This window comes from Actinosynnema pretiosum (assembly GCF_024171695.1).
GTDB lineage: Bacteria > Actinomycetota > Actinomycetes > Mycobacteriales > Pseudonocardiaceae > Actinosynnema > Actinosynnema pretiosum.
Map to the genome: position 1 here is coordinate 18,769 of NZ_JAMTCF010000037.1, position 18,962 is coordinate 37,730.

Sequence of the window (18,962 nt, forward strand, 5' to 3'; positions counted from 1 at the left end):
TGCGCCGGACAGGATGCGCGGGCGGGTGCGGTTGCGCCTGTGGCGCGACCGCACCCAGCGGGCGGCCCGGTTGACGTTGCTGGAGGAGCACCTGGGCGGCCCGCCCGCCCCGGAGGTGCTCGAGCAGGGCCGCGCGGTGCTGCACGGGCCGCCCGCCTCGCGCGCGGTCGGCTGAGACCGGGTGGGCGGTGGCATCGACGGTTGGGTGCTCGTCACCCCGGCCGTGATCGGGTTCGCCCGTGGTGACGAGCGCGCCGAGGCGGCGGTGTGGCTGGCCGTGCACGAGGGCCAGGCGCTGATCGTGCCCGCGCTGGTGCTGGCGCAGACCCTGACCGACGCGCGGGTGCGCAGGCCACGCGGGCAGGAGGCGGTGGCGGTGCTGCCGGCGCTGGCCGAGCTCGACCCGGTCGACGCCGCGCGCGCCTACGGCGTCGCCGACACCCTGGCCGCCGCCGACCAGCCCGCCGAACTCGCGAGCGACGCGCAGGCGATGGCGGTGGCGCACCTGGTGTCGGTGTCCGCCGACACCGGTTTCCCGATCGTCACCGACGGCACCGCCCGCATCCACGCCTGGACCCGCGCCGCGCGGTCACACTCCTCCGGCACCCTGACCAGGGCCGACACCGCGGTTCACCCGGCAGTTCCCGGTGGCGTGGGCGGCGATCCGGCGTCGTCTCGGCAGGCCGCTTTCCGGCGGGATCGGGCAGCGGTGGGGCGGTGCCGCCAGATCGCGTGGTCCAACTCCCACGGGGTGCAGCCCACGCGGTCGGCCAGTGCGACCAGCAGCCGGTAGGCCTGCTCGGCGTCCACCGGTCGGCTCAGGTGGTGTGTCAGCCAGCCGAGCACCATCCGGTCGGGTTTGACCCGCCGGTCGTCGCCGATGAGCATCCACAGGTAGGACAGGCGCGCGCCGCCGCCGTGACCGGGGACGCGCGCCAACCCGTCCCGCACCAGTTCGAACTGCTTGTCGTCGGTGAGCAGGGCGGTGGCGTCGTCCAGGCGCAGCACCCCGTGGCCGGTCAGGACGCGGGCGTACCCGAGCGCGGCCTTGGCTTTGAGGACCCCGCCGCGGGGGCTGGTGCGGCCCCGGTGGGCCAGGACCTCGGCTGCCAGGCGGTCGGGGCCGATCCGCTCGCCGAGGTCGAGCAGGACGTCCAGGGGCTGCTCCAGCCCGGTGCCCACGACCTCGCGGGCCCGGCCGACGGGAAGCAGCCGGTCGGGCAGGGCGGTGTGGTCGGCGTAGGCGTGGCAGGCGCGCGTGACGCCGCTGTAGTGGGCGCCGATGGAGAACACCGCGTCCAGCACGCACAGCGACAGGTGCGTCCACCGCCGCTCACGCGCGACCACCTGCAGGCTGCGCGCGGGCCCGGTGAGCGCGTCGAGGTCAGCCTCGTGCATCGAGCCGCTCCAGCAGCGGCCAGTCGTCCAGCCCTTCCTCGACCCGGCCGACCGCGACGTCGGGGGCGGTGAGATGGAAGCGCGGCACCGCCCCGGACAGGTCGACGAACACCAGGGCGTGGGCGTCGGAGGTGTCCTGGCCGGTGCCACGGCGCATCGGGCGCTGCTCGGCGGTGCGGCGGGCGAACACCCGCACCCGGCGCCCGCCCACCAGCAGCAGCCTGCTGCGAGGCTCGGTCAACACCTCGACCCGATACCGGGTGCGGCGCAGGGCCTCGGCTGCGGCCAGGTGGACGGCGACCTCGTGCAGGCGCTCGGTGCTCAACTCCGCGAAGTCCATCCGCCCATCCTGCCCCCGCCGGGACTTGGGAGAGCCCGACGACGGGCCGGCGGTCGGCGTGCCGATGTGGTCGGTGGCCTGATCGCCCCCTCGCGCTCCCCTTGCTCTGCCGCCGGTTCGCACGGCTTGCATGGCTTCCTTCAGGGAGTCGACGGCTGCGGGATTTCTTTCGCATCGGTTTGGAATACGTGGGGTTCCCGTCTAATCGACACGCCCAGCACACCCCCGGATTGCGCGCATTGGTGGATCAGGTGGATGATGAGCACACCCGATGGGGATTCTCCACCACACACCTGGATGACAGCCGACTGTTCGCGCCGCCGGCGCTTGGGCTGCCGATTGAGGATGGTGAGAAGAATGCCCGGAGGACCACAGGACCCCGAGGAGAGCACGGCACAGCCGGCCTGTAGGCGGGGCGACGCAGCTGACAGGGCTGCGGAGAGGCCGGTTCGCGTGGACCGCCCAGGCCGCCGAAGGCGGGCCCGGACGGTCTTCAGCGTCATCGGGTTAATCGTCAGGTTGTGGCTGTTCTTTGATTGGGAGTGACCACAGCTGACGTCTCGTGGGGGCCGCAGTGGAGCGCTAACTCCGGTGCGGCCCTCACGTCTTGCCGTTGCGCAGACTCAACAACTCTCCAACAAGTTAACCACACGCGAGTCGCTAGCGCGAATACTCGGGAATAACCATGCGCGTGTAGATGGATCTCACCGTTCGTAACCGTGTTCGTGTTCGCCGGTCGACGCGTCGGCAAGACGGGCCACGACGCTCAGCTCTCCTCGGGGATCGCGGTGACACCGGTCGGGGCCAGCCACGCGGTCCGGGGTGTCGATCGGCCGCGCGAGGCACCTACCCCACGGATCGCCGAACGCGGCCTTGCGGACGAAGCAGCGGGCACGCCGGTCGCCGACATCACCTGCATCGGGGCCGCCCCGCCCACCGGGTCCGCGCAGCACTCCGGACCCGGCCCCGAGTTCGTCGGACGTCGACCTGCGGCGTCGGGTCGTCGTCTACCGTCCCCCGCCGTCGTCCACGTGGTCGGTGACCAGGCCGGAGACGACAGTGAAGGCCTTGGTGCGGCGTCGGCCGCGGCGGTGGTCGTAGCCCTGGGTGGTGGAGATGTGGGCGTGGCCCGCGGCGGCCTGGACCTGGTCGATGGGCACGCCCGCGTCCAGGGCGATGGTGATGAACGCCCCACGCAGGGCGTGGGGGTGCAGGCGGTGAGCGATGCCGCGCAGCGGGCAGCCGGGTCGGGCGGCGACGGCGCGCAGGATGGCCTGCAGGTGGTTGACGTGCAGGCGGGTTCCGGTACGGGTGGTCAGCAGCGGTTGCCGCCCGCCCTGGCGGCGCCGGGCAGGGCGGGCAGGGTCCCGCCGGTGGTGCGGGCGCGCACGCGCAGCCAGGCGTCGATCTCGTCGGCGACGGCGGGCTCGAGGGTGGCGGTGCGGGCCTTGGCGCCCTTGCCGTGCAGCACCAGGGTCGCGGGCCCGGCGGGGTCGGGGCGGCGGTAGTCGGCCAGGTCCAGTCCGACGATCTCGGCGGCGCGGGCGCCGGTGACCGCGAGCAGGGTCAGGGCGGCCAGGTCGCGTTCGCGGTTGAGGTCGTGGCCGCGTCCGGTGCCGCGGCGGGCGGCGAGCAGGAGTTGGCGGACCTGGTCGGCGTCGAGGTCGACCTGGTCGTCGTCGGCGGCGGTGCCGCGCAGGCCGGTGGTGCGGGTGTCGACCAGGGCGGCGGGGTTGCCCACGGGCAGGCCCTGGCGTTGCAGGGCGGTGTAGAACTCGGCGACGACGGTGAGCATCTGGGCGCGGGTGCGTTTGGCCAGGCCCGAGGCGGCGACGTCGGCCAGCCACCGCTGGATCTGCTCCAGGCCGACCTGGTGCAGCGGGTCCAGGCCGTGGGCGTGGCACCAGGGCAGGAACGCGGTGCCGCGCCGCAGCGGCCTGCGCGGTCGCGCGGCGGGGTCGCGTTCGTCGGTGGGGTGCCAGTGGCGGGCGTGGTGGGGGATGCCCAGGGCGTCGGCGTAGGCGCGGCGCGAGTGCGCGCTGGCGAACTTGCCCAGCCACAGGTTCAGCCGCCGCTCCAACGACGGCTCCCCCTCCCCGTCCCGCCCCGTCTGGGCGGGTTGCAGCCCGGCGCCGCTCACCGCGCGCCCGCGTTCCCGACCACGCCCTCACCCAGGTCCCCGAGGTCGCCGCGCTCGGCGACGACCGGTTCCGGGGCCTGCTCGCCGTGCGCCGCCACCGCCGCAGTGGTGGCGGTGGCGGCGGCGGACCACACGGCGTCGGCGTCCGGGGACACGGCGGCCGCCGGCGCGGACCTTGCGCAGGATCTCCAGGCCGCGCGGGGGCACGGGAAGGCCCATCGCCAGGTTCTCCTCGGCGACGCGGGCGATGTGGAGTTCCTGTGCCCTGGCTCCCTCACGCAGCTCGGCGAGCAACTCGTGCCCACGCTCGAGCCAAAGCAGGTGCAGCGTTCGGTTTCGGCGCGGCGGGACGATCGCGTCTACGACGGTCACCACCAGGTGCCGAAGGTGTTCTCGTCGGTGATCACCCCGTCGACGCGAGTGCCTGAGTTGTGGGCTGCCCCGGTTAGGTCAGCCCCGCGTAGATCCACCCCGGTCAGGTCTGCCTCATCCAGGTACGACCTGCGTAGGTCCGCCCCGAGCAGGTTGGCACCAGCCAGGTACGCCCTGGTCAGGCTCACGTCGGCCAGGTCAGCACCAGTCAGGTAAGCATCGTCCAGTTTCGCATCGCTCAAGGTCGCCTTGAACAGGGCCGCATCACTCAGGTTCACACCGGTCAGATCCGCATCACGCAGATAAACCTCGGTCAGATTGGCTCTGACCAGGTCGGTTGTGCGCAATAAGGCGGCACGCAGGTTCGCGCCGGACAAGTCCGCATCACGCATAGTCGCTTGGGACAGGTCCGCTCCGGTCAAGGCTGCCGATCGCAGGTCGGCGTTACTTAGGTCGGCACGACGCAGACAGGTTCCTGACAGGTCGATCACGGGTCGCCCGTGCGGTTCGATCAGGTCGCGATCACGGCTGTTCAGTACGTCCAACGCACCTTGGACATCTGCGGCGGGCTCGGTGCCGGGGCAGGTGCCGCCGGGTGGTCGTGGGGCCGCACTGCGGATGAACGCGGTCAGGACCTTGACGACGCCGAGTTGCTCCTCCGGGGAGTCACGCATCAGCAGGCGCAGGGAGTTCACCCCACCCAGGCGGGCATAGAGCTGGTCAGGGCCCTGTTTGCCCAGTTGCTCGACGGCCTTGACCGAGCGGTCGGTGTACTGCCCCTGCTCGGTCAACCGGAGCGTCTGGTTGGTGTAGACCAGTGCGGCAACGGCGGTGAGCGCGGTGACGATGCTGGTCACGGTGGTCCAGACCCCACCCCGTCCCCTCTGGGCGGGAACGGTGGCGGTGGGCACACCGCCACTGGGTTTCCGGGGTGCGTGGGCGGGCTTTGCCGCGCCGGTTCCCCGTCGTGGGCGGGGCGCGGCGAGGCCGGGCAGGCTATGGACGTGACGGAGGTGTGGCATGGCCAGAGCCTGCCCACGCCCCGGCACCGCCCGTGGCGGAACACCCGGCGCTCACCCGTTCGGGGTGGTGGCCGCGACCGTGCGGCCGTCCTGCCCCTCGCCAGGTCTCAGGGACAGGACGGTGGGGTCACCACCCGCCGCCGAACGTGCTCTCGTCCGACTCCCGTAGCCCGTCGGCGAGCGAGGACTCGGGGGACACCGGCCGGGCATCGGGGACGGGCGCGGGGACCGGCTCGGCGCCGGCCGTGCCGGTCGGGTGGCCGTGGACGGTTCCGGCGAGGCGGTCGAGGGTGGCTGTGATCTCGGTCTGGGCGCGTGCCAGGGGGGCGATCTCGGCGCGGGCGCGGGCGTGGTCGGGCAGCGGGGCCTGCTCTTCGAAGGCCTGGCCGACGCCGACGGGGACGAGGGCGGCGACGCGGCGGCCGTTGCGCACGATGTAGGTGACGAACCCGGCGCGGGCGTCGTCGAGGGCGTCCATCATGGTCGACTTGAGCTGGGTGGAGGTCATCTCGACCGGGGCGGCCTTCACACGCTGGTGCGCGTACGGCACGGACGTGGCGACGCCCGGCGCGGTCTCCCCGGACACCCCGGTATCCGGGGAGACCGGGGTGTCCGGCCCGGTTGGGGCGGGTGTGGGAGAGGACGTCCCGGCCGCAGTGGGGGCGGGGGCGCCGTGGGCGGTGGGGGCGCCGCCACAGCCGACCGGGGTGTACCTGCCGCCCGGCGGGCACAGCCTGGCGAAGCTCGTCGTGGCGTTCCTGGCGCGCCCGGACCTGTCGGCCAACACCGCCGCCGCCTACCGCACCGACCTACGCCTATTCCTCGGGTGGTGCCGCGAGCACGCCCTGGACCCGTTCGCCCTCGGCCTGCCGGAGAGCCAGGTGTTCGGACACCACCTGCGCACCACCCCCAGCGCGCGTATCGGTCAGCTACGGAGCGGGCGCAGCGTGGCCCGCGCGCTCAACGCCGTCTCCAGCTTCTACACGTACCTGGTGCGGGCCGGGCCACCCACCACCCACCACCCCGCAGCCCAGGCCGCCCGACCCAAGTACGACCGCCGCCACTCCACCACCCGGTCACTGAGCGAGGCGCAGGCGCGGGCGGTGTGCGCCGCCACCACCACCGCCGCGCCCTGCACCTGGCCGAGCGGCAGCGCGCCGCTGGCCGTGCACCTGATGATCGATTTGGGGGCGCGGGTGAGCGAGGTGTGCGGGGCCAACCTGACCGACCTGGGCCACCGCGCCGACCCCGGCGGCGCGCTGTTCCGCACGATCACGCTGCGGATGAAGGGGGAGAAGGTGCGGGTGCGGCCGCTGCCGGTGCAGTTGGTGCCGCTGCTGGAGCGCTGGCTCGCCCACCGCATCGCCGACCCTGGCGAGCCCGCGCTGCTGGTGGACCGGGACGGGGCCCGGATCACCCGCCACCAGGTCGCCCACCTGATCACCACCCTCGCCACCGCCGCGGGCATCCCCGAACCGCACCGGGTCACCCCGCACAGCACCCGCCACGCCTTCAACACCATCGCCAAAGCCCGCGGCACCACCCTCGAACAACGCCAGCACACCCTCGCGCACGCCAGCCCGGACACCACCGCGCTCTACGACCACACCGACGACCTACTCGCGGCCGACCCCGCCCACCTCGTCGCCACCGCCACCACCCTCCCGATCGACGGGAAGTAACACGGCCCCCGCTGCCGCAGAAGCGACAACCTCGCTGCCAAGATGCGTACCAACGGAGACGGACGGCTGGGCGGTCACTTGGTTGGGATGGACAGGCTGCCACTGCTCGAGGTAGTCCTCCACCTTCTTTGCCTCCTCGAACCGTCCGGCCTTGCGCAACAGGATGCTGCGGTCACGCAGCTGGCCCCTGCCTATAGCGAGGGCCCGCTGGTAAACCTCTATCGACTCATCCAGCCGTTTCGACTCTTTCAGCAGCTCCCCGAGAGTAACCAGCGCATCGCTGTGGCCTGCGGCGACGGCCCGCCGATAGAACCCCTCAGCCTCCTCAACCCGCCCTAGTCTGTGCAGCAGGTACCCGAGGGTGAACAGTGCCTTGGTGTGGCCTGCGGCGACGGCCCGCCGATAGGCCCTTTCCGCCCCCTCGAACTCTCCCCGCTCGAACAGCAGGGTCCCGAGGGCGATCAGCGCATCGACGGAGCCTGCGGCGACGGCCCGCCGATAGACCTCCTCTGCCTCCTTAGCTCGCCCCACTCCGCGCAAGAGCAGAAGGCCAAGGTTGACCAGCGCCGTAGTGTGGCCTGCGTCGATGGCCCGCCGGTAGAACCCCTCAGCCTCCTCAACCCGCCCCACCTCGAACAGCAAGTTCCCGAGGGTGTTCAGCGCCTCGGTCTGGCCTGCCGCGACGGCCCGCCGGCAACACTCCTCCGCCTCCTCGACCTCTCCCTGCTCGAACAGCAGAAGGCCAAGATCGACTAAACATTCGGTGAAGCCTGTGGCGGTAGCCCGCCGATAACATTTCTCCGCCTCCTCAGCTTCCCCCCGCTTGCGCAGTAGAAGGCCCAGGTTGGACAGCGCTTTGGGGTCTTCCGTGGTCGCGGCCAAGCGCCATGCCCGGAAAGCGTCGTCATGCCTGCCCACGTAGTAGGCGGCGCAGCCGATCGGGTTCATGTTCTCGGCGGGAACGGTGTCCAGCAATGCCGTCCACGTCTCGGGGGCGACCTGTGCGGGTAACGGGGTTTCTTCGCCCTGAGCGTGGTCGACCAGGTAATCGGTGGCAAGATGTGTGCCGTCGGGGTGGGGGCGCAGGCAGGAGTCGGCGTCCAGAACGCGTTCGTGTGCCCAGTCCAGGGCTTCCTGGATGGAGGGCAGGTCGGTGCGATGCCGCCACAGCTGGGGCAGGTAGTGCGGTGCCAACCGTTCGAGCAAGGCGGTGGGCACCGGCTGGTGGTAGCCAGCGCGGCGGCAGTCCACCGCCGCCGAAACCAGCGCCTGACCGAGCTGGGCGCGGGCATCGCCCCCGTTGTTCCACCGATCCATCATTTGCACTCCGGCGGCCAGGTACGCGGCGAAGCCCTCCGGGGCTACCGCCGCACCGCGCATCCGCTCGTCGTGCTCGGCGGCTTCTGTCGCCCGCTCGCGTTCGGCGTCGGACAGGCCGGTGTTTACTTTGATCCTGCGGCGCCCACGCACGTGGGCGACCAGGTCGACGGCTGTGCGTTCGATCCCCTCCGCCGTTTTGGTCGTGGGGGTGTAGCGGGCGAGTTCATTCTTGCGCATGGTGGCCACCACCACGGTGGGCACGTCCTGCTGGCGGTCCTGGGGGCACAGGCGTTGCAACAACGCCATGTCCAGGCCCTCGCCGCTGAGGTATCTTTCCAGGTCATCCAGCCACACCACAGCCCCCGCCGGGACAGCGCCGGCCTCGATCAGGGCACGCAGCGCGGCCCCGCCCCCAGGCATCACCAGCGGCGCGCTCGGGCGCAGGCGCCGCAGGGCTTCGGCGGCGGCCCTGGACTTTCCGGCGGCGGCGGGGCCGTGCAGCAGGACCATGCCGCCCTGCGCGATCGCCCACTCCAGGTCCACGTCCACGTCCCGGGGAACGTAAGCAGGCAGGTCCTTCCCGTCCTCGCGGTGGGTGCCGATCGCCGGTTTGACCTGCAATGCCAACAGACCCACTTCGGCCACGGTGGGAAGTCGCCCGTCGACCAGGTGCAGTGCCCGGCCCGCCAGCGGGTCCACCGCCACAGGCGCGCTCAGGCCGGGAGGTGGCCGCTCTTGTGCGATCCACCGCCACGCCAAGTCGGCCACCAGAAACACAGTGGCCAGGATGGTGGAGGGCCAAGACAGGCCCTCCATGACGTTGCGCGCTGGGCCCTCCTCGGCGGGCAACCAGCCCCACAAGCCCCACCGGACGGTGGCCGTGGCCAAGGCCAGTACCACCGACGTCAGCAGCGCAGCGCGTAACCAGCGACGCCCCAGCCGCACCCCGGACTCCTTCCGCCCACTTTTAGGACCACCTCGTCGATGTGGTCCTAAAACTGTCGCCGGCAACTGGGTCTTTGCTACAGCGGGTTGGTGGCGGCCTCAGGCATAGACCACGACGCGGTCGGGACGATCGGCCCGACACAGGCGCATTTCCTTCCACTCACGCGGAGAGGCAGAGCGAGGCGAGCGAGTTCACTTGTGCGTGGCGACCAGCATGGGACGCGCGCGTGCCCCGTTCACTCCCACACAGTCGACCCCAGCGCCGCTCCGACCTCGATCTGCCCTGCGCCCTGCACCTTCTGAAGCCTCGCGAGGGCGCGGTGCTGCGCGACGCGCACCGCGCCGGGCGTGGAGCCGACCGCCTGCGCGGTCTCCTCCGCCGACAGGCCCACCGCGATCCGCAGCACCAGGATCTCCCGCTGCTTGTCCGACAGCACCCGCAACAGCCGCGTCACCCGGTCAGGTGGATCGGTATGCGGGGCCGTCTCGAAGGACTCCGACCGGTTCCGAGCGCTGGCCCGGTGCGTGGCGGCGACCTTGTGCGCGGCGATGCCGTACACGAACGCCAAAAACGGCCTGCCCTGGTCCCGGTAGTCGGGCAGCGCGGTCAGCACCGCCAGGCACACCTCCTGCGCCACGTCATCGGCGGACGCGAACGTCCCGTCCCGCCTGCCCACCCTCGCACGGCAGTAACGCACCACCACAGGCCTCACCACCGCCATCAGCGACCGCGCGGCATCGCGATCCCCCCGTGCCGCCGCCTGAACCTGCCCGAAGTCGAACCGCCCCCGTCCTGCAGCCGCGTCGGCTCCGTCTCCTGCGATGGTCTGCTTCCCGGTGACCGGTCGGCTGCGTCGCAGGACTTCGGCGATCTGGTCCGCGGGCGTGATCAGGCGGTGGGCCTGCGCCTGCGGGCTGCCCAGCGAGGAGGACTCCAGCAGGTGCAGGTAGCCAACCAGTTCGGCGGCCGCGGAATCGACGGCGGCCCACTCCCCCTCGTCCAGGTCGAGGTTGTGGACGAGCTTGTCGCGCAGCGGGCGCAGACGTTCGACCAGCACACGATCCGGGTCCTGGCCCGTGCTCCGGTCCAGGACGGCGAACACGCGCAACAGCAGCATCGCGGAGGCGCGGTGTCGGGGGGTCTCGGGGGTGTCCGTGCTCTCGCGGGTCATCGGTCCCTGCCCTTCTCACGGCGCCGGAACTCGCTCCGGTGGCGGTAGAGCCGTCCCTCGACGGCGCGTTCGGTCAGCCCCAACTCGCGGGCGACCTCGGCCTGGGTGTCCCCGCGCAGGGCCATGAGGGAGAGGATCTGCCTGACCTTGTCCGGCATCCTGGCGAGGATGCCCATGACCTCCTCGCGTGTGACGACCTCCACCGCAGGATCCTGCGCAACGGGACCGTGGTCCCCGGCGGCCGGGGGCGCGGAGGCTGTCGTAGGCGCCCAGCGGGCGCGTTCACGTTGCCAGGCGCGGAAGACGGTGGGGAACTCCGCCACGCAGGCGCCCACGAAGTAGGTGGTCAGCGAGGCCCCGCCCTGGGCGGACCAGCCGGTTCCCGCCAGGGCCCGGCGGTGGAACAGCGTCAACGCCCTGGCGACGGTCTCGCAGGCCAGACCGATGCGCTCGTCGACGTCCAGCAGCGCCTGGCGGTCGGGGTCGGTCACGGTCAGGGGCCTGCCGATCCCGCCGGTTCGGGTGAAGATCTCGCCCCGGCGGATCCAGGCGCGGATCACCGGCAGCGCGTAGGCGGCCAACTCGCCGCGCAGGATCTCGTACTCAACGCCCTGGAACCCGGCGTCGACCATCCGCTGGTAGAGTAGCCGGTCCTGCTCCAGCCGCAGGTAGCGGGCCAGCGAGCGGGCGTCGTCGGCGTCCTGCTCCTCCTGCAGGTCGAAGTCCGGCTCCCGTTCGTCCCGCCCCAGCTCCGCCAGCAACTCTCCGGCCAGCGCGTCCTCGCGGTCGTCTAACCACTGCCCGCCCACGCTGTCCGCGGCCTCGGCGTCCTGTTCGCCCCGCGTCCCTGAAGCCGGGTCGGGCGGGACGCGCGAACCGTCGTCGCCGAGGCTCTCGCCCGGTTGTAGGTCTGTAACGGCGTGGCGGGGACCGGCACCGCGGAACCTCCCGTCACCACCCACCGCTGCCTCCTCCAGGTTCCGGCCCCCTGGCCGTGCAGGGGCGATGCCCTCGTCCTAGGTCGGGTCCCACCCGGAACCCCACGATCTTTTCCCGTGATCTTTCCCCGCTGGCACCGGGGAAGAGTTTCCGTGGGGTGACCTGCGCCGATCGACCTAGGCCCCGGCATGACCGGGGCGAGCACGCCCGACACGACCACCAGCAGGGAGACCCTGATGCCCGCCCCTCGCGCACCTCGCCGAACCACCCCACAGGACGCTCCCCTGCTGGGGATGCGCGCCACGCTGATCCTGCTGCTGGCCGTGCTCACCGGCATCGGCACCGGACTCCTGGCCGCGCTGGCCGGACGGCACCCGGCCGACGCGGTCCTGATGGGAACCGCGGCCACGGCCACCGCCACGGCCTTCTTCAACTGGGTCATCGCCAGGAACTAACCCACCGCAACACCCCAGGCGCGACACCTGCCCTCGTCAAGGGCACCCGGACGACAGGAACCTTCTTGGTTCGGGGCGTCGTCGGACGCGCAAGGACGGACGGTCACGGCATCGCCGGAGTGCGGCGGGGCTTATCCGGGGATGCTGGAGTTGCGGATGCCGAACTGCTGGTCCAGGTCATCGGCCAGTTGGCGGGCCGCCTGGCGCAACGCGGCGTCGTCGTCCTGGGCCGTGAACGAGGTCTCCACCGCCGTCGGCTCGCGCACCGCCCGCGTTCCCAGGACGAGGCGGTACTCGCCCTCGACCAGCATGTGGCCCAGGCGGTTGTTGACGGCCACCAGCGGCGCGCGGCCGGTGCTCTCGTCCCGGAGCAGCACCGCGCGGGTCAGGACGGTCCCGACCCCGCCCAGGGCGCGGATGTGCGCGGCGGCCAGGGCGACCGCCTCGACCACGACGGCGTCGACCAGCCGGTACGGCACAGGCCAGGGCTTGTGGCTTCCACCGAGCTCCGTGCTGGGGGAGACGAAGCCCGCCAGGCCGACCGCCAGGGCGATGGAGCCGTCGTGGTGCAACTCCACCAGGGCCCAGTCGACCAACTGCGCGGGGTCCGTGGCGTAGTGGTCGGAGCGGATCACCCAGCGGCGCAGACCGTTCCTGGGGTTTTCCACCGGGGGAAAGCCGAGCTGCTGCAGCACCGCAGGCCGCCCCTGCTGCTCCCAGGAGAAGATCCCGTCGGCCACGGTCAGCGCGGCCTGCATCGTCTCGGTGGCCTGCTCCCGCGAGGGGGGCGCGGCCAGCAACGGCAGTGGCGCGACGGGCCTGGTGGCCACCGCCACCCAGACGCCCTTGGACAGGTCGATCTCGGGCCGCAGCCCGTCGATCAGCGCGGTCAGCGCGGTGCGGTCGTCGGCGCGGCGGGTGAAGCGGTCACGGTAGGCGCGTTCGAGTTCGCTCTCGGACATCCAGTTGGTGTCCGTGCCGTACCGGTAGGGCACTCCCATCCGGTTCTTCTCGCCGATCACGTGCGGGGCGTCCGGGCTGGACGGGACGGACACCGCGATCAGGCCGGGCCCGGTGCCGTCCGGGTCGTCGATCGCCTCGATCACCAGGCCGTCGACCAGGGGCCGGATGTACCGGTGGGCGTGGGAACGCAGGGCCTGAAGGTCCCGCTCGCCGTTGGGCACGTCGGTCAACCCGGCCGCGTGGTTGCCATCCCCCTCGTGCTCGCGCACGCCGTAGACGATCAACCCGCCGCGGGTGTTGGCCATCGCCGCCACGTCCTTGGCGAACTCCCACTGCTTCTTCTCGACCTCGGGCGGCAGCTCCCGCTTCCAGTCCAGGTCCTCGGCCTCGCCCATCCGCTCGTCGACGGCGCGCACCAGCATGTCGTAGGTCAGCGGGGTCGGGGACAGGCCCAGTTCGGCGTGGATGCGGTACCACATGATCGGCACCGGCCGAGGCTAACCAGCACCGGCCGGCACGAGAGCGCGCCACGCCAGACGGCCGCCGCTTCCACCGTCGCCTTGCGTGGTGTGCCGCTTGGCCCACATCGGACCGGCCGGTCGCGCCCGGCCCGCTGGCACGTGTCCGTGGTGGGCGAGGTCGCAGCGCCGCGTCGTCGGACTCGGCGACCGCACGGCCCGATACCGGGCGCGCCGCCTTCACTCAATGAGGTGAATTGGTGCTATCGGCACTGTGGCAAACTGCCACTGACAGCACCTGTTCTGCGGCGAAACCGCAGGTAGATGCCCTTTTGTCGCTGACAGGTGCCCGGTGTCGAGCCGGGGGGCAAGCCCGACTCGACACCTTGAGCGGACGGCAGGCCTAGTCGTGGTTGCCCAACCACGTGACGACCAGGTCCTTGAGCCACTCGGCGACGAGCCTGATCCCGATCATGCGGATCAGGCTTTCGTCGTTGCGGGACACCCGCTCGGGACGTGGACGCCACGAGGGGACCCTCCATCTGCGCCTGCTCACTGACACCTCCTGGTGAGCGGGGGTCCCCCGGCGGGAGACCCTGTTCCACCGCCCAGCTGGGAAGCGGTGGAACAGCACTGGAAGTGGTTCTACCGCGCTCGGTGACCCCGGAGTCCTTTCGTCACCCTTGTGCCGCACGCGCAACCACGGATGCCGCCGAAAAACACCAAGATCGCCACGTTGTGTCGACCTCATCCCCTGAACGCCAGGTGTTTCCGGCCCCCACGGCCCCGATGCCCAGGGCGTCGGCTGGCCGGGCGGTTGCTGCGCGAGAGCCCGACCGCCCGCGCCCGTCGCGCTCTCGCGGTGCTCGCCCGCCTCCCGGACACGGACACCTCGGCACGGGCGCGGCGACCGGCCGTCACGACACGATCGGGTGAAGCAGGCGCGATGGCCGCCGACCGGGTGCGGGCCACTGCCAGGGTGACCGGCCGGAGGTGGGGCCGGAATTGTCTCTGGTCGAGGTGGCCGCCACGCTGGAACGGGTGGTGGAGCTGGCCGGGCGCGCCGACGCCGAACTGGCGGCGGCGGGCGAGTGCGCCGAGGCGATGCGCGCGCTGGTCGAGCACGCCGCGGCGGGCACCGTCGGGGACGAGGCCGCACTGCTGCACGACGGGCACACCGCGTTCACGGCCGAACTCGAACGGCTGCGGGCCGCGCTGGAGCGCGGGCGCGAGCTGGTGCGGGACTACCGGGCGCGTCTGCTCGCAGACCTCGTCCCCGAGACCCCTCCGGCACCACCGGCGGGCTCCCCGACGACACGGGAGCGGGTAGCCGCGGTGACGGCGGGCACGACCGGGGACCTCTACCCCGTGGGCAGCGAGTGGGCCATGCCGCTGATCACCCAGCCCCACTCGGCCGCGCGCAGCGGGGTGCCGCTGGAAGGGCACGTGCGGGCGCTGGACCCCGAGTCGCACGTCAGCCACACCTTCCTCCCCGGCCCCGGCCGGTGGTCCCAGGAGGCGTGGCAGCGGATCCAGGCTGCCGGGCTGCCGGGGTGGATGCTCGACGTGGCCCACCACGTCGAACCCCAGGCCACCTCCTGGATGCGCGAAGCGCGCGTGCGCCACGCGATGGTCGTGCTCAACCGCCCGGCCTGTGGGGCCGAGCACGGGCTGGGCTGCCACCAGGCGCTGCCGCTGCTGCTGCCGCGCGGCTACCGTCCGACCGTGGCGAGCACCCACGGCACCCGCCCCCACCTGGCCCACTACGACGGGAGAGCGGCACCGTGAACACGCTGATCAGCCCGCACCACAGCACCATCGTCCTGCCCGGACGCACCCCCCGCGAGGTCGCCGCCCTGGTCGCCGAACTGACGGCGTGGAACACCGCGCACGGGGCTGCCAGGCCGTGCCTGTGGCGGGTGGTGGCCGAGCAGGACGACGGCACCGCCTGGGGGCGGCCCGCCCCGACCCGCTGGTTGGACGTCGGCCTGGCCGGACAGCGCGGCGCGCTGCGCTGGACCGGGCCCGAGGGGGTGCGCGTGCCCGTGGACACCACCGCATCCACCAAGACAGGCGGTGACGCGGTGACGCGCTACGCCTCCGACCACTCCGGACAGCCCTGCGGGGTCAGCGACCTGCTCGCCGCGCCGCTGCCAGTGGTGTGGACCGCCCTGCAGGACCTGCTCGCCGACCGGGAACGGCCGCGACTGCCCGCACCGTGGGCATGGGCACCGGCGCCGCGCGGGCACATGCTGCTCACCCCCTGACCGCCGGACCAGGGAGCAGCACGCATCCTCCCGGCGGCCGGCGCAACAGCGAGGAGCGTGTGAGGGCACAAGTCACCGCCAAGAGGGCCACGACCACCCCGAAGTTCGTCACCGCGGTTTCAGAGCCTGGACAACAGCACACTTCCGCATGTGGGCGCCGTTCGGCACTGCTCAGCCGACTTCGTCATCTTCCTCGACCAGGGTGCGCAGTTTGGCCAGGCCACGGTGCTGAATGACCCTGACCTGCCCCGGTGACGCACCCACCGCGGCGGCGGTCTCCTCCGCTGACAGGCCGACAACGACCCGCAGTAGCAGGATCTCCCTCTGCCGTTCGGGCAGACTCTGCAACAGTTCCGCCATTCTTCCCGACAGCTCCTGCTGCAGGGCCCGCTGCTCCGGCCCCGCATCCGGTTCCTCGACGTCGGGGACCTGGGGCACCAGCTCGGTCCGGCGATTCCTGACGGCGGCGGACCGTTTCGCGCCGATGACCTCCCAGGCGGTGATGTCGTGCACGAGGGCCAGGAAGCGCATCTTGTCGCCCTGGTACCCCGGCAGCGCTTTGAGCACTACCAAGCACGCCTCCTGCGTGACATCCTCCGCCGAGGTGATCATCCCGTGGCTCGTATTCAGCCGTCTTCGGCAGTACATGGTGATATGAGGGACGATGCCGCGGATGATCTCCTGCACGGCGGCGGTGTTGCCCAGCGCCGCCAGCGCCAGGTTGTTGTCCGTGAGGCCGCGTTCCACGACCTCAGCGGAGGAGCGCCTTCCTGGAGGGATCAGTCCGTCTTCCAAGGCCCTGCGGTACAGGTCGATCTTGGTCGGTGCGGCACGGCTCACCGCTTCGTACTTGGCACGGGCACGGGTCAGGTACTGCTGGACGGTGGAGTTGGTGAGTTTCAGGCGCTGGGCGACGCTGGTGGCGGGCAGCCCTGATGCCAATAGGGCCACCACGTCACGCTCACGCGGGCTCAGGCCGGGATCAGTGTCGTCCCGCCCGCCGGAACGGAGGGATACCCCTCCGTTGACCACTCCGGCCTGAACGATCGAGTCCGTCGCAGCGTGCTCGGGGAGCGCCGGTTTCGGCTCTGCGGCCGGTCCGGGCTCGGGGTTTTTCGGCTTCGCCCCCCTCAGGGGGCCGAGCGGGGGGTGCTGTGCCGGCGTGGCCGACTCCGTCTTGTCCACGTGCGGGGTGAGTGCGCGTAGCCAGGCGACCGCGAGGTCGGCACACGACGCGCACACCCGTAGCGAACGCTCACCCACGGTCCTGACCGTGTCGGCGGGTCGGGTGCATCGCACGTCGCACAGGACGATCTCGCACGTCACGGCTTGAGCGGCGCGTCGACGTCGGGCGGCGGAACGACAGGTTGCCGAGCAGAACAGGCGCGGTCTGCCCATCCGGGAGGTCGAGGTGGGCAGCGCTTTATCACAGGACAGACAGCGACCCGGCACGTGTTCCACGTCACCACCTCAAAAGTGTCAAGCCCCGCAGGCTCCCCGACAGCACGTTAGTCGCTGGAAACACCCCCGAACAGGGGGTAAAGTAGAAGCGCAACACAGTTTCGTGCCGTTGTCGGACAAACTGACGTCTTACGCGACAACGGAGCTTGTTACATGCTGCAGGAAGCTCCGCTGGCCTCAACCAGATACGACAGGGAAGCTCGCCCCCATGCCATGAGGGCGGTCCCACCCCTGTCCGGAGGAGGGCAAAGCGGAAACGGGACAAGCCCGCACCTGGCCTGGTGCGGGCCTGCCGACGGGTGTTCGTGATCAGCGCTCGCGAGGCTTGAAGATCACGTCACCCACCACGACGAAAGCCCTCGCCACCCCGGCGGGGGCTTCGTGCTTGGAGAGCACGCAGACCGCCTCGGTGGCCAGCAGAAGCGGGCGTCCCCACTTCCACCACTCGACCCCTCGTCCTTCACACCACTCGGTCAACTTCCCCGCCCAGCGGGTCGGGGGCCTCTCGTGCGGTGCATCCTGGTTGTCGTCCAAGGTGTCCTCCCATCTCGATCAGGCTCGGCACGCTGCCGAATCCGCGCAGCGGGTCAATGCCTGGTCGAGCAGAGGAGCGATCTTGGACAGACCGCCAGTGCCGTCCACGAAGAACGACGCAGGTAACGATCCCCTATCGGGCAGAGTTACACAAGGGGATCGGGACGCGGCAGGTCGTGACAGGCGTGGCGCGCGCTGCGCCCCGAGTCGGGGAGCAGCGGAATCGCGGAAACCCTTGGCATGGCGAACAATCACCCCACGCAAAGATCGCCTCGCGGGTGGCCAGCATGCGGTGGTCGCGCCCTCCTGAAGAGCGCGGGGGAAAGGCCACGGCGGTGGGTCTCGGAGTCAGGTCGACACGCTGTCCACGGGAACGCCTTCTCAGCCTCAGAAGGCCCACTCGCGACCTGACACCCACACACCGCCCGGAGCGGTACCTCAGGAGAGCAGATGGCCGGTGACGGGCACGAGGTCGACATGAGGTCGAGCGCCGCCCCGCTGTACCTGGCCTCCCGCGCGCTGCGGAAGGCCTGGATGGCGTTGCGGGTGGACACAAGCCCGGCCGCTCCCTGCGCGCCCCGGGCCGAGGCCTTGTCGGCGGGCGAGGCCGCACAGCGGGTGCTCGACACCGCCGAGCGGGAGATGATGATGAAGATCGACGGCGTCCAGGACCATCTGCGCCAACTCGTCCTGGGGTACGCCGCAGCAGCCCGTTCGGTCGGCCCCTGGCAGGCCGAGGACTGGCCCGGGGTGGCCTGCTACACCACGTGCCGGGCCATCCTGGAGGGCTGCGGGCAGGTCGGCTGGTTCCTCAACCCGACGATCGACTTCGACGAACGCCTGCGCCGAGGCGCCCGGATCATCCTGTGGTCGCTGAGCGAGGAGCAGGCCGGGCCCACCCCGCCGGACGCCGCACTGTCCGCCGCGCTCCGCGCGGACATCCAGGCCACGGGACTTCCCGTGTGGCAGCGCGGGAACAAGCGACGGCCCGGACAGACAAGCTGGGGAATCGAGGTCGAGGGCAGGCAGGCGGGGTACACGCACCTGGTGGGCATCACCGACCTGATGCCCGACGGCGGCCGCGACCTCTACCACCGGTGGAGCGGGTTCGCCCACCAGGTGGCGTGGGCCCATCAGGGGTGGGGGCGGTTCCGGATCGACCGGCAGCACCACGCGGTCCGCCACGTCTTCGGCAACCACGAGGACCGGCACTACCCGCTGTTGATCAACATGGCCGCGGCGCTCACCGAGGCGGGCCGCCGCTACCACCACTACCTCGGCAGGTCCCCCGCAAATCTGGAGACCGCCTACCTGGCAGTGGTGCGGCACCTGGAGGAGGAACTGCCCAAGGTCCAGGCCGCCCTGGCGGAGGCCGACACGCGACGGGACGAACAGGACTAGAGGCCGGGCACCGACGGGCCGGACCTGATTCTCGGACGCACCCCGCGAAGCCGCACAGGAGTCGCACAGCCCCCGTCGGCGGGACGCACCGGG

At 71.5% G+C, this 18,962-nt stretch carries 20 protein-coding genes; 6 read left to right on the forward strand and 14 right to left on the reverse strand.

Translation table 11 applies throughout. The features are described from left to right. The first annotated feature begins 25 nt into the window (after window positions 1-25). Entirely contained in the window at window positions 26-175 is a 150-nt protein-coding gene (locus tag LV78_RS39920) for a hypothetical protein (protein WP_253851418.1), read from the forward strand. A 455-nt stretch (window positions 176-630) separates the two neighbouring features. Here the strand turns inward: LV78_RS39920 and LV78_RS39925 are convergent, their stop codons facing one another. The 7 genes from LV78_RS39925 to LV78_RS39955 form a co-directional block, all read right to left on the reverse strand. After that, window positions 631-1,398, reverse strand: a complete 768-nt coding sequence (locus LV78_RS39925; RefSeq protein WP_253851419.1) for a DUF8548 family protein — start codon at window positions 1,396-1,398, stop codon at window positions 631-633. Continuing rightward, complete coding sequence (locus LV78_RS39930) at window positions 1,385-1,738, reverse strand: hypothetical protein (RefSeq protein ID WP_253851420.1); 354 nt, start codon at window positions 1,736-1,738, stop codon at window positions 1,385-1,387. Before LV78_RS39930 ends, LV78_RS39925 begins: the two co-directional genes overlap by 14 nt. A gap of 1,007 nt (window positions 1,739-2,745) precedes the next feature. Continuing rightward, window positions 2,746-3,138: a tyrosine-type recombinase/integrase gene (locus LV78_RS39935; protein WP_253851443.1), complete on the reverse strand. Its 393-nt coding sequence runs from the start codon at window positions 3,136-3,138 to the stop codon at window positions 2,746-2,748. Then, window positions 3,054-3,878 carry a tyrosine-type recombinase/integrase gene (locus LV78_RS39940; RefSeq protein ID WP_253851421.1) on the reverse strand — a complete coding sequence of 275 codons (825 nt, stop codon included), beginning with the start codon at window positions 3,876-3,878 and terminating at the stop codon, window positions 3,054-3,056. Before LV78_RS39940 ends, LV78_RS39935 begins: the two co-directional genes overlap by 85 nt. Beyond that, complete coding sequence (locus LV78_RS39945) at window positions 3,875-4,033, reverse strand: hypothetical protein (protein ID WP_253851422.1); 159 nt, start codon at window positions 4,031-4,033, stop codon at window positions 3,875-3,877. Before LV78_RS39945 ends, LV78_RS39940 begins: the two co-directional genes overlap by 4 nt. A 213-nt stretch (window positions 4,034-4,246) precedes the next feature. Next, window positions 4,247-5,107, reverse strand: coding sequence for a pentapeptide repeat-containing protein (locus tag LV78_RS39950; protein ID WP_253851423.1), 861 nt, complete (start codon window positions 5,105-5,107; stop codon window positions 4,247-4,249). A gap of 292 nt (window positions 5,108-5,399) precedes the next feature. Next, window positions 5,400-5,780 carry a hypothetical protein gene (locus tag LV78_RS39955; RefSeq protein WP_253851424.1) on the reverse strand — a complete coding sequence of 127 codons (381 nt, stop codon included), beginning with the start codon at window positions 5,778-5,780 and terminating at the stop codon, window positions 5,400-5,402. Between LV78_RS39955 and LV78_RS39960 the strand changes: the two genes are divergently transcribed. Then, on the forward strand, window positions 5,770-6,954 hold the full coding sequence (locus LV78_RS39960) for a tyrosine-type recombinase/integrase (protein ID WP_253851444.1): 1,185 nt from the start codon (window positions 5,770-5,772) through the stop codon (window positions 6,952-6,954). The two genes, LV78_RS39955 and LV78_RS39960, sit on opposite strands and share 11 nt — an antisense overlap. Here LV78_RS39960 and LV78_RS39965 read toward each other — a convergent pair. From LV78_RS39965 to LV78_RS41940, 3 genes are all read right to left on the reverse strand, one after another. After that, a complete protein-coding gene (locus tag LV78_RS39965; protein ID WP_253851425.1) occupies window positions 6,889-9,219 on the reverse strand; it encodes a tetratricopeptide repeat protein in 2,331 nt (776 codons plus the stop codon). The genes LV78_RS39960 and LV78_RS39965 overlap by 66 nt on opposite strands. A gap of 236 nt (window positions 9,220-9,455) precedes the next feature. Beyond that, complete coding sequence (gene shbA, locus LV78_RS39970; protein ID WP_372495066.1) at window positions 9,456-10,079, reverse strand: RNA polymerase sigma factor ShbA; 624 nt, start codon at window positions 10,077-10,079, stop codon at window positions 9,456-9,458. A 308-nt stretch (window positions 10,080-10,387) separates the two neighbouring features. Next, entirely contained in the window at window positions 10,388-11,353 is a 966-nt protein-coding gene (locus LV78_RS41940) for an RNA polymerase sigma factor (RefSeq protein ID WP_253851426.1), read from the reverse strand. A gap of 270 nt (window positions 11,354-11,623) precedes the next feature. Between LV78_RS41940 and LV78_RS39980 the strand changes: the two genes are divergently transcribed. Next, on the forward strand, window positions 11,624-11,785 hold the full coding sequence (locus LV78_RS39980; RefSeq protein WP_253851427.1) for a hypothetical protein: 162 nt from the start codon (window positions 11,624-11,626) through the stop codon (window positions 11,783-11,785). 131 nt (window positions 11,786-11,916) lie between these two features. Here the strand turns inward: LV78_RS39980 and LV78_RS39985 are convergent, their stop codons facing one another. Both LV78_RS39985 and LV78_RS39990 read right to left on the reverse strand, forming a co-directional pair. Further along, the gene (locus LV78_RS39985) at window positions 11,917-13,227 is read right to left on the reverse strand and encodes an AlbA family DNA-binding domain-containing protein (protein ID WP_253851446.1); all 1,311 of its coding nucleotides are present in this window, start codon (window positions 13,225-13,227) and stop codon (window positions 11,917-11,919) included. 382 nt (window positions 13,228-13,609) lie between these two features. After that, the gene (locus LV78_RS39990; protein ID WP_253851428.1) at window positions 13,610-13,762 is read right to left on the reverse strand and encodes a hypothetical protein; all 153 of its coding nucleotides are present in this window, start codon (window positions 13,760-13,762) and stop codon (window positions 13,610-13,612) included. Window positions 13,763-14,211: 449 nt separating this feature from the next. Between LV78_RS39990 and LV78_RS39995 the strand changes: the two genes are divergently transcribed. After that, window positions 14,212-14,994 carry a DddA-like double-stranded DNA deaminase toxin gene (locus tag LV78_RS39995; protein ID WP_253851429.1) on the forward strand — a complete coding sequence of 261 codons (783 nt, stop codon included), beginning with the start codon at window positions 14,212-14,214 and terminating at the stop codon, window positions 14,992-14,994. Next, complete coding sequence (locus LV78_RS40000) at window positions 14,991-15,473, forward strand: Imm1 family immunity protein (RefSeq protein WP_253851430.1); 483 nt, start codon at window positions 14,991-14,993, stop codon at window positions 15,471-15,473. The genes LV78_RS39995 and LV78_RS40000 overlap by 4 nt, the downstream gene beginning before the upstream one ends. Window positions 15,474-15,644: 171 nt before the next feature. Here LV78_RS40000 and LV78_RS42150 read toward each other — a convergent pair whose 3' ends face one another. After that, the gene (locus LV78_RS42150; protein WP_372495061.1) at window positions 15,645-16,736 is read right to left on the reverse strand and encodes a sigma-70 family RNA polymerase sigma factor; all 1,092 of its coding nucleotides are present in this window, start codon (window positions 16,734-16,736) and stop codon (window positions 15,645-15,647) included. Between the two features lie 507 nt (window positions 16,737-17,243). After that, window positions 17,244-17,468, reverse strand: coding sequence for a hypothetical protein (locus LV78_RS40015; RefSeq protein ID WP_253851431.1), 225 nt, complete (start codon window positions 17,466-17,468; stop codon window positions 17,244-17,246). A gap of 450 nt (window positions 17,469-17,918) precedes the next feature. On the opposite strand from LV78_RS40015, the gene LV78_RS40020 reads away from it, so the two are divergent. Next, entirely contained in the window at window positions 17,919-18,869 is a 951-nt protein-coding gene (locus tag LV78_RS40020) for a hypothetical protein (RefSeq protein WP_253851432.1), read from the forward strand. Window positions 18,870-18,962: the final 93 nt, after the last annotated feature.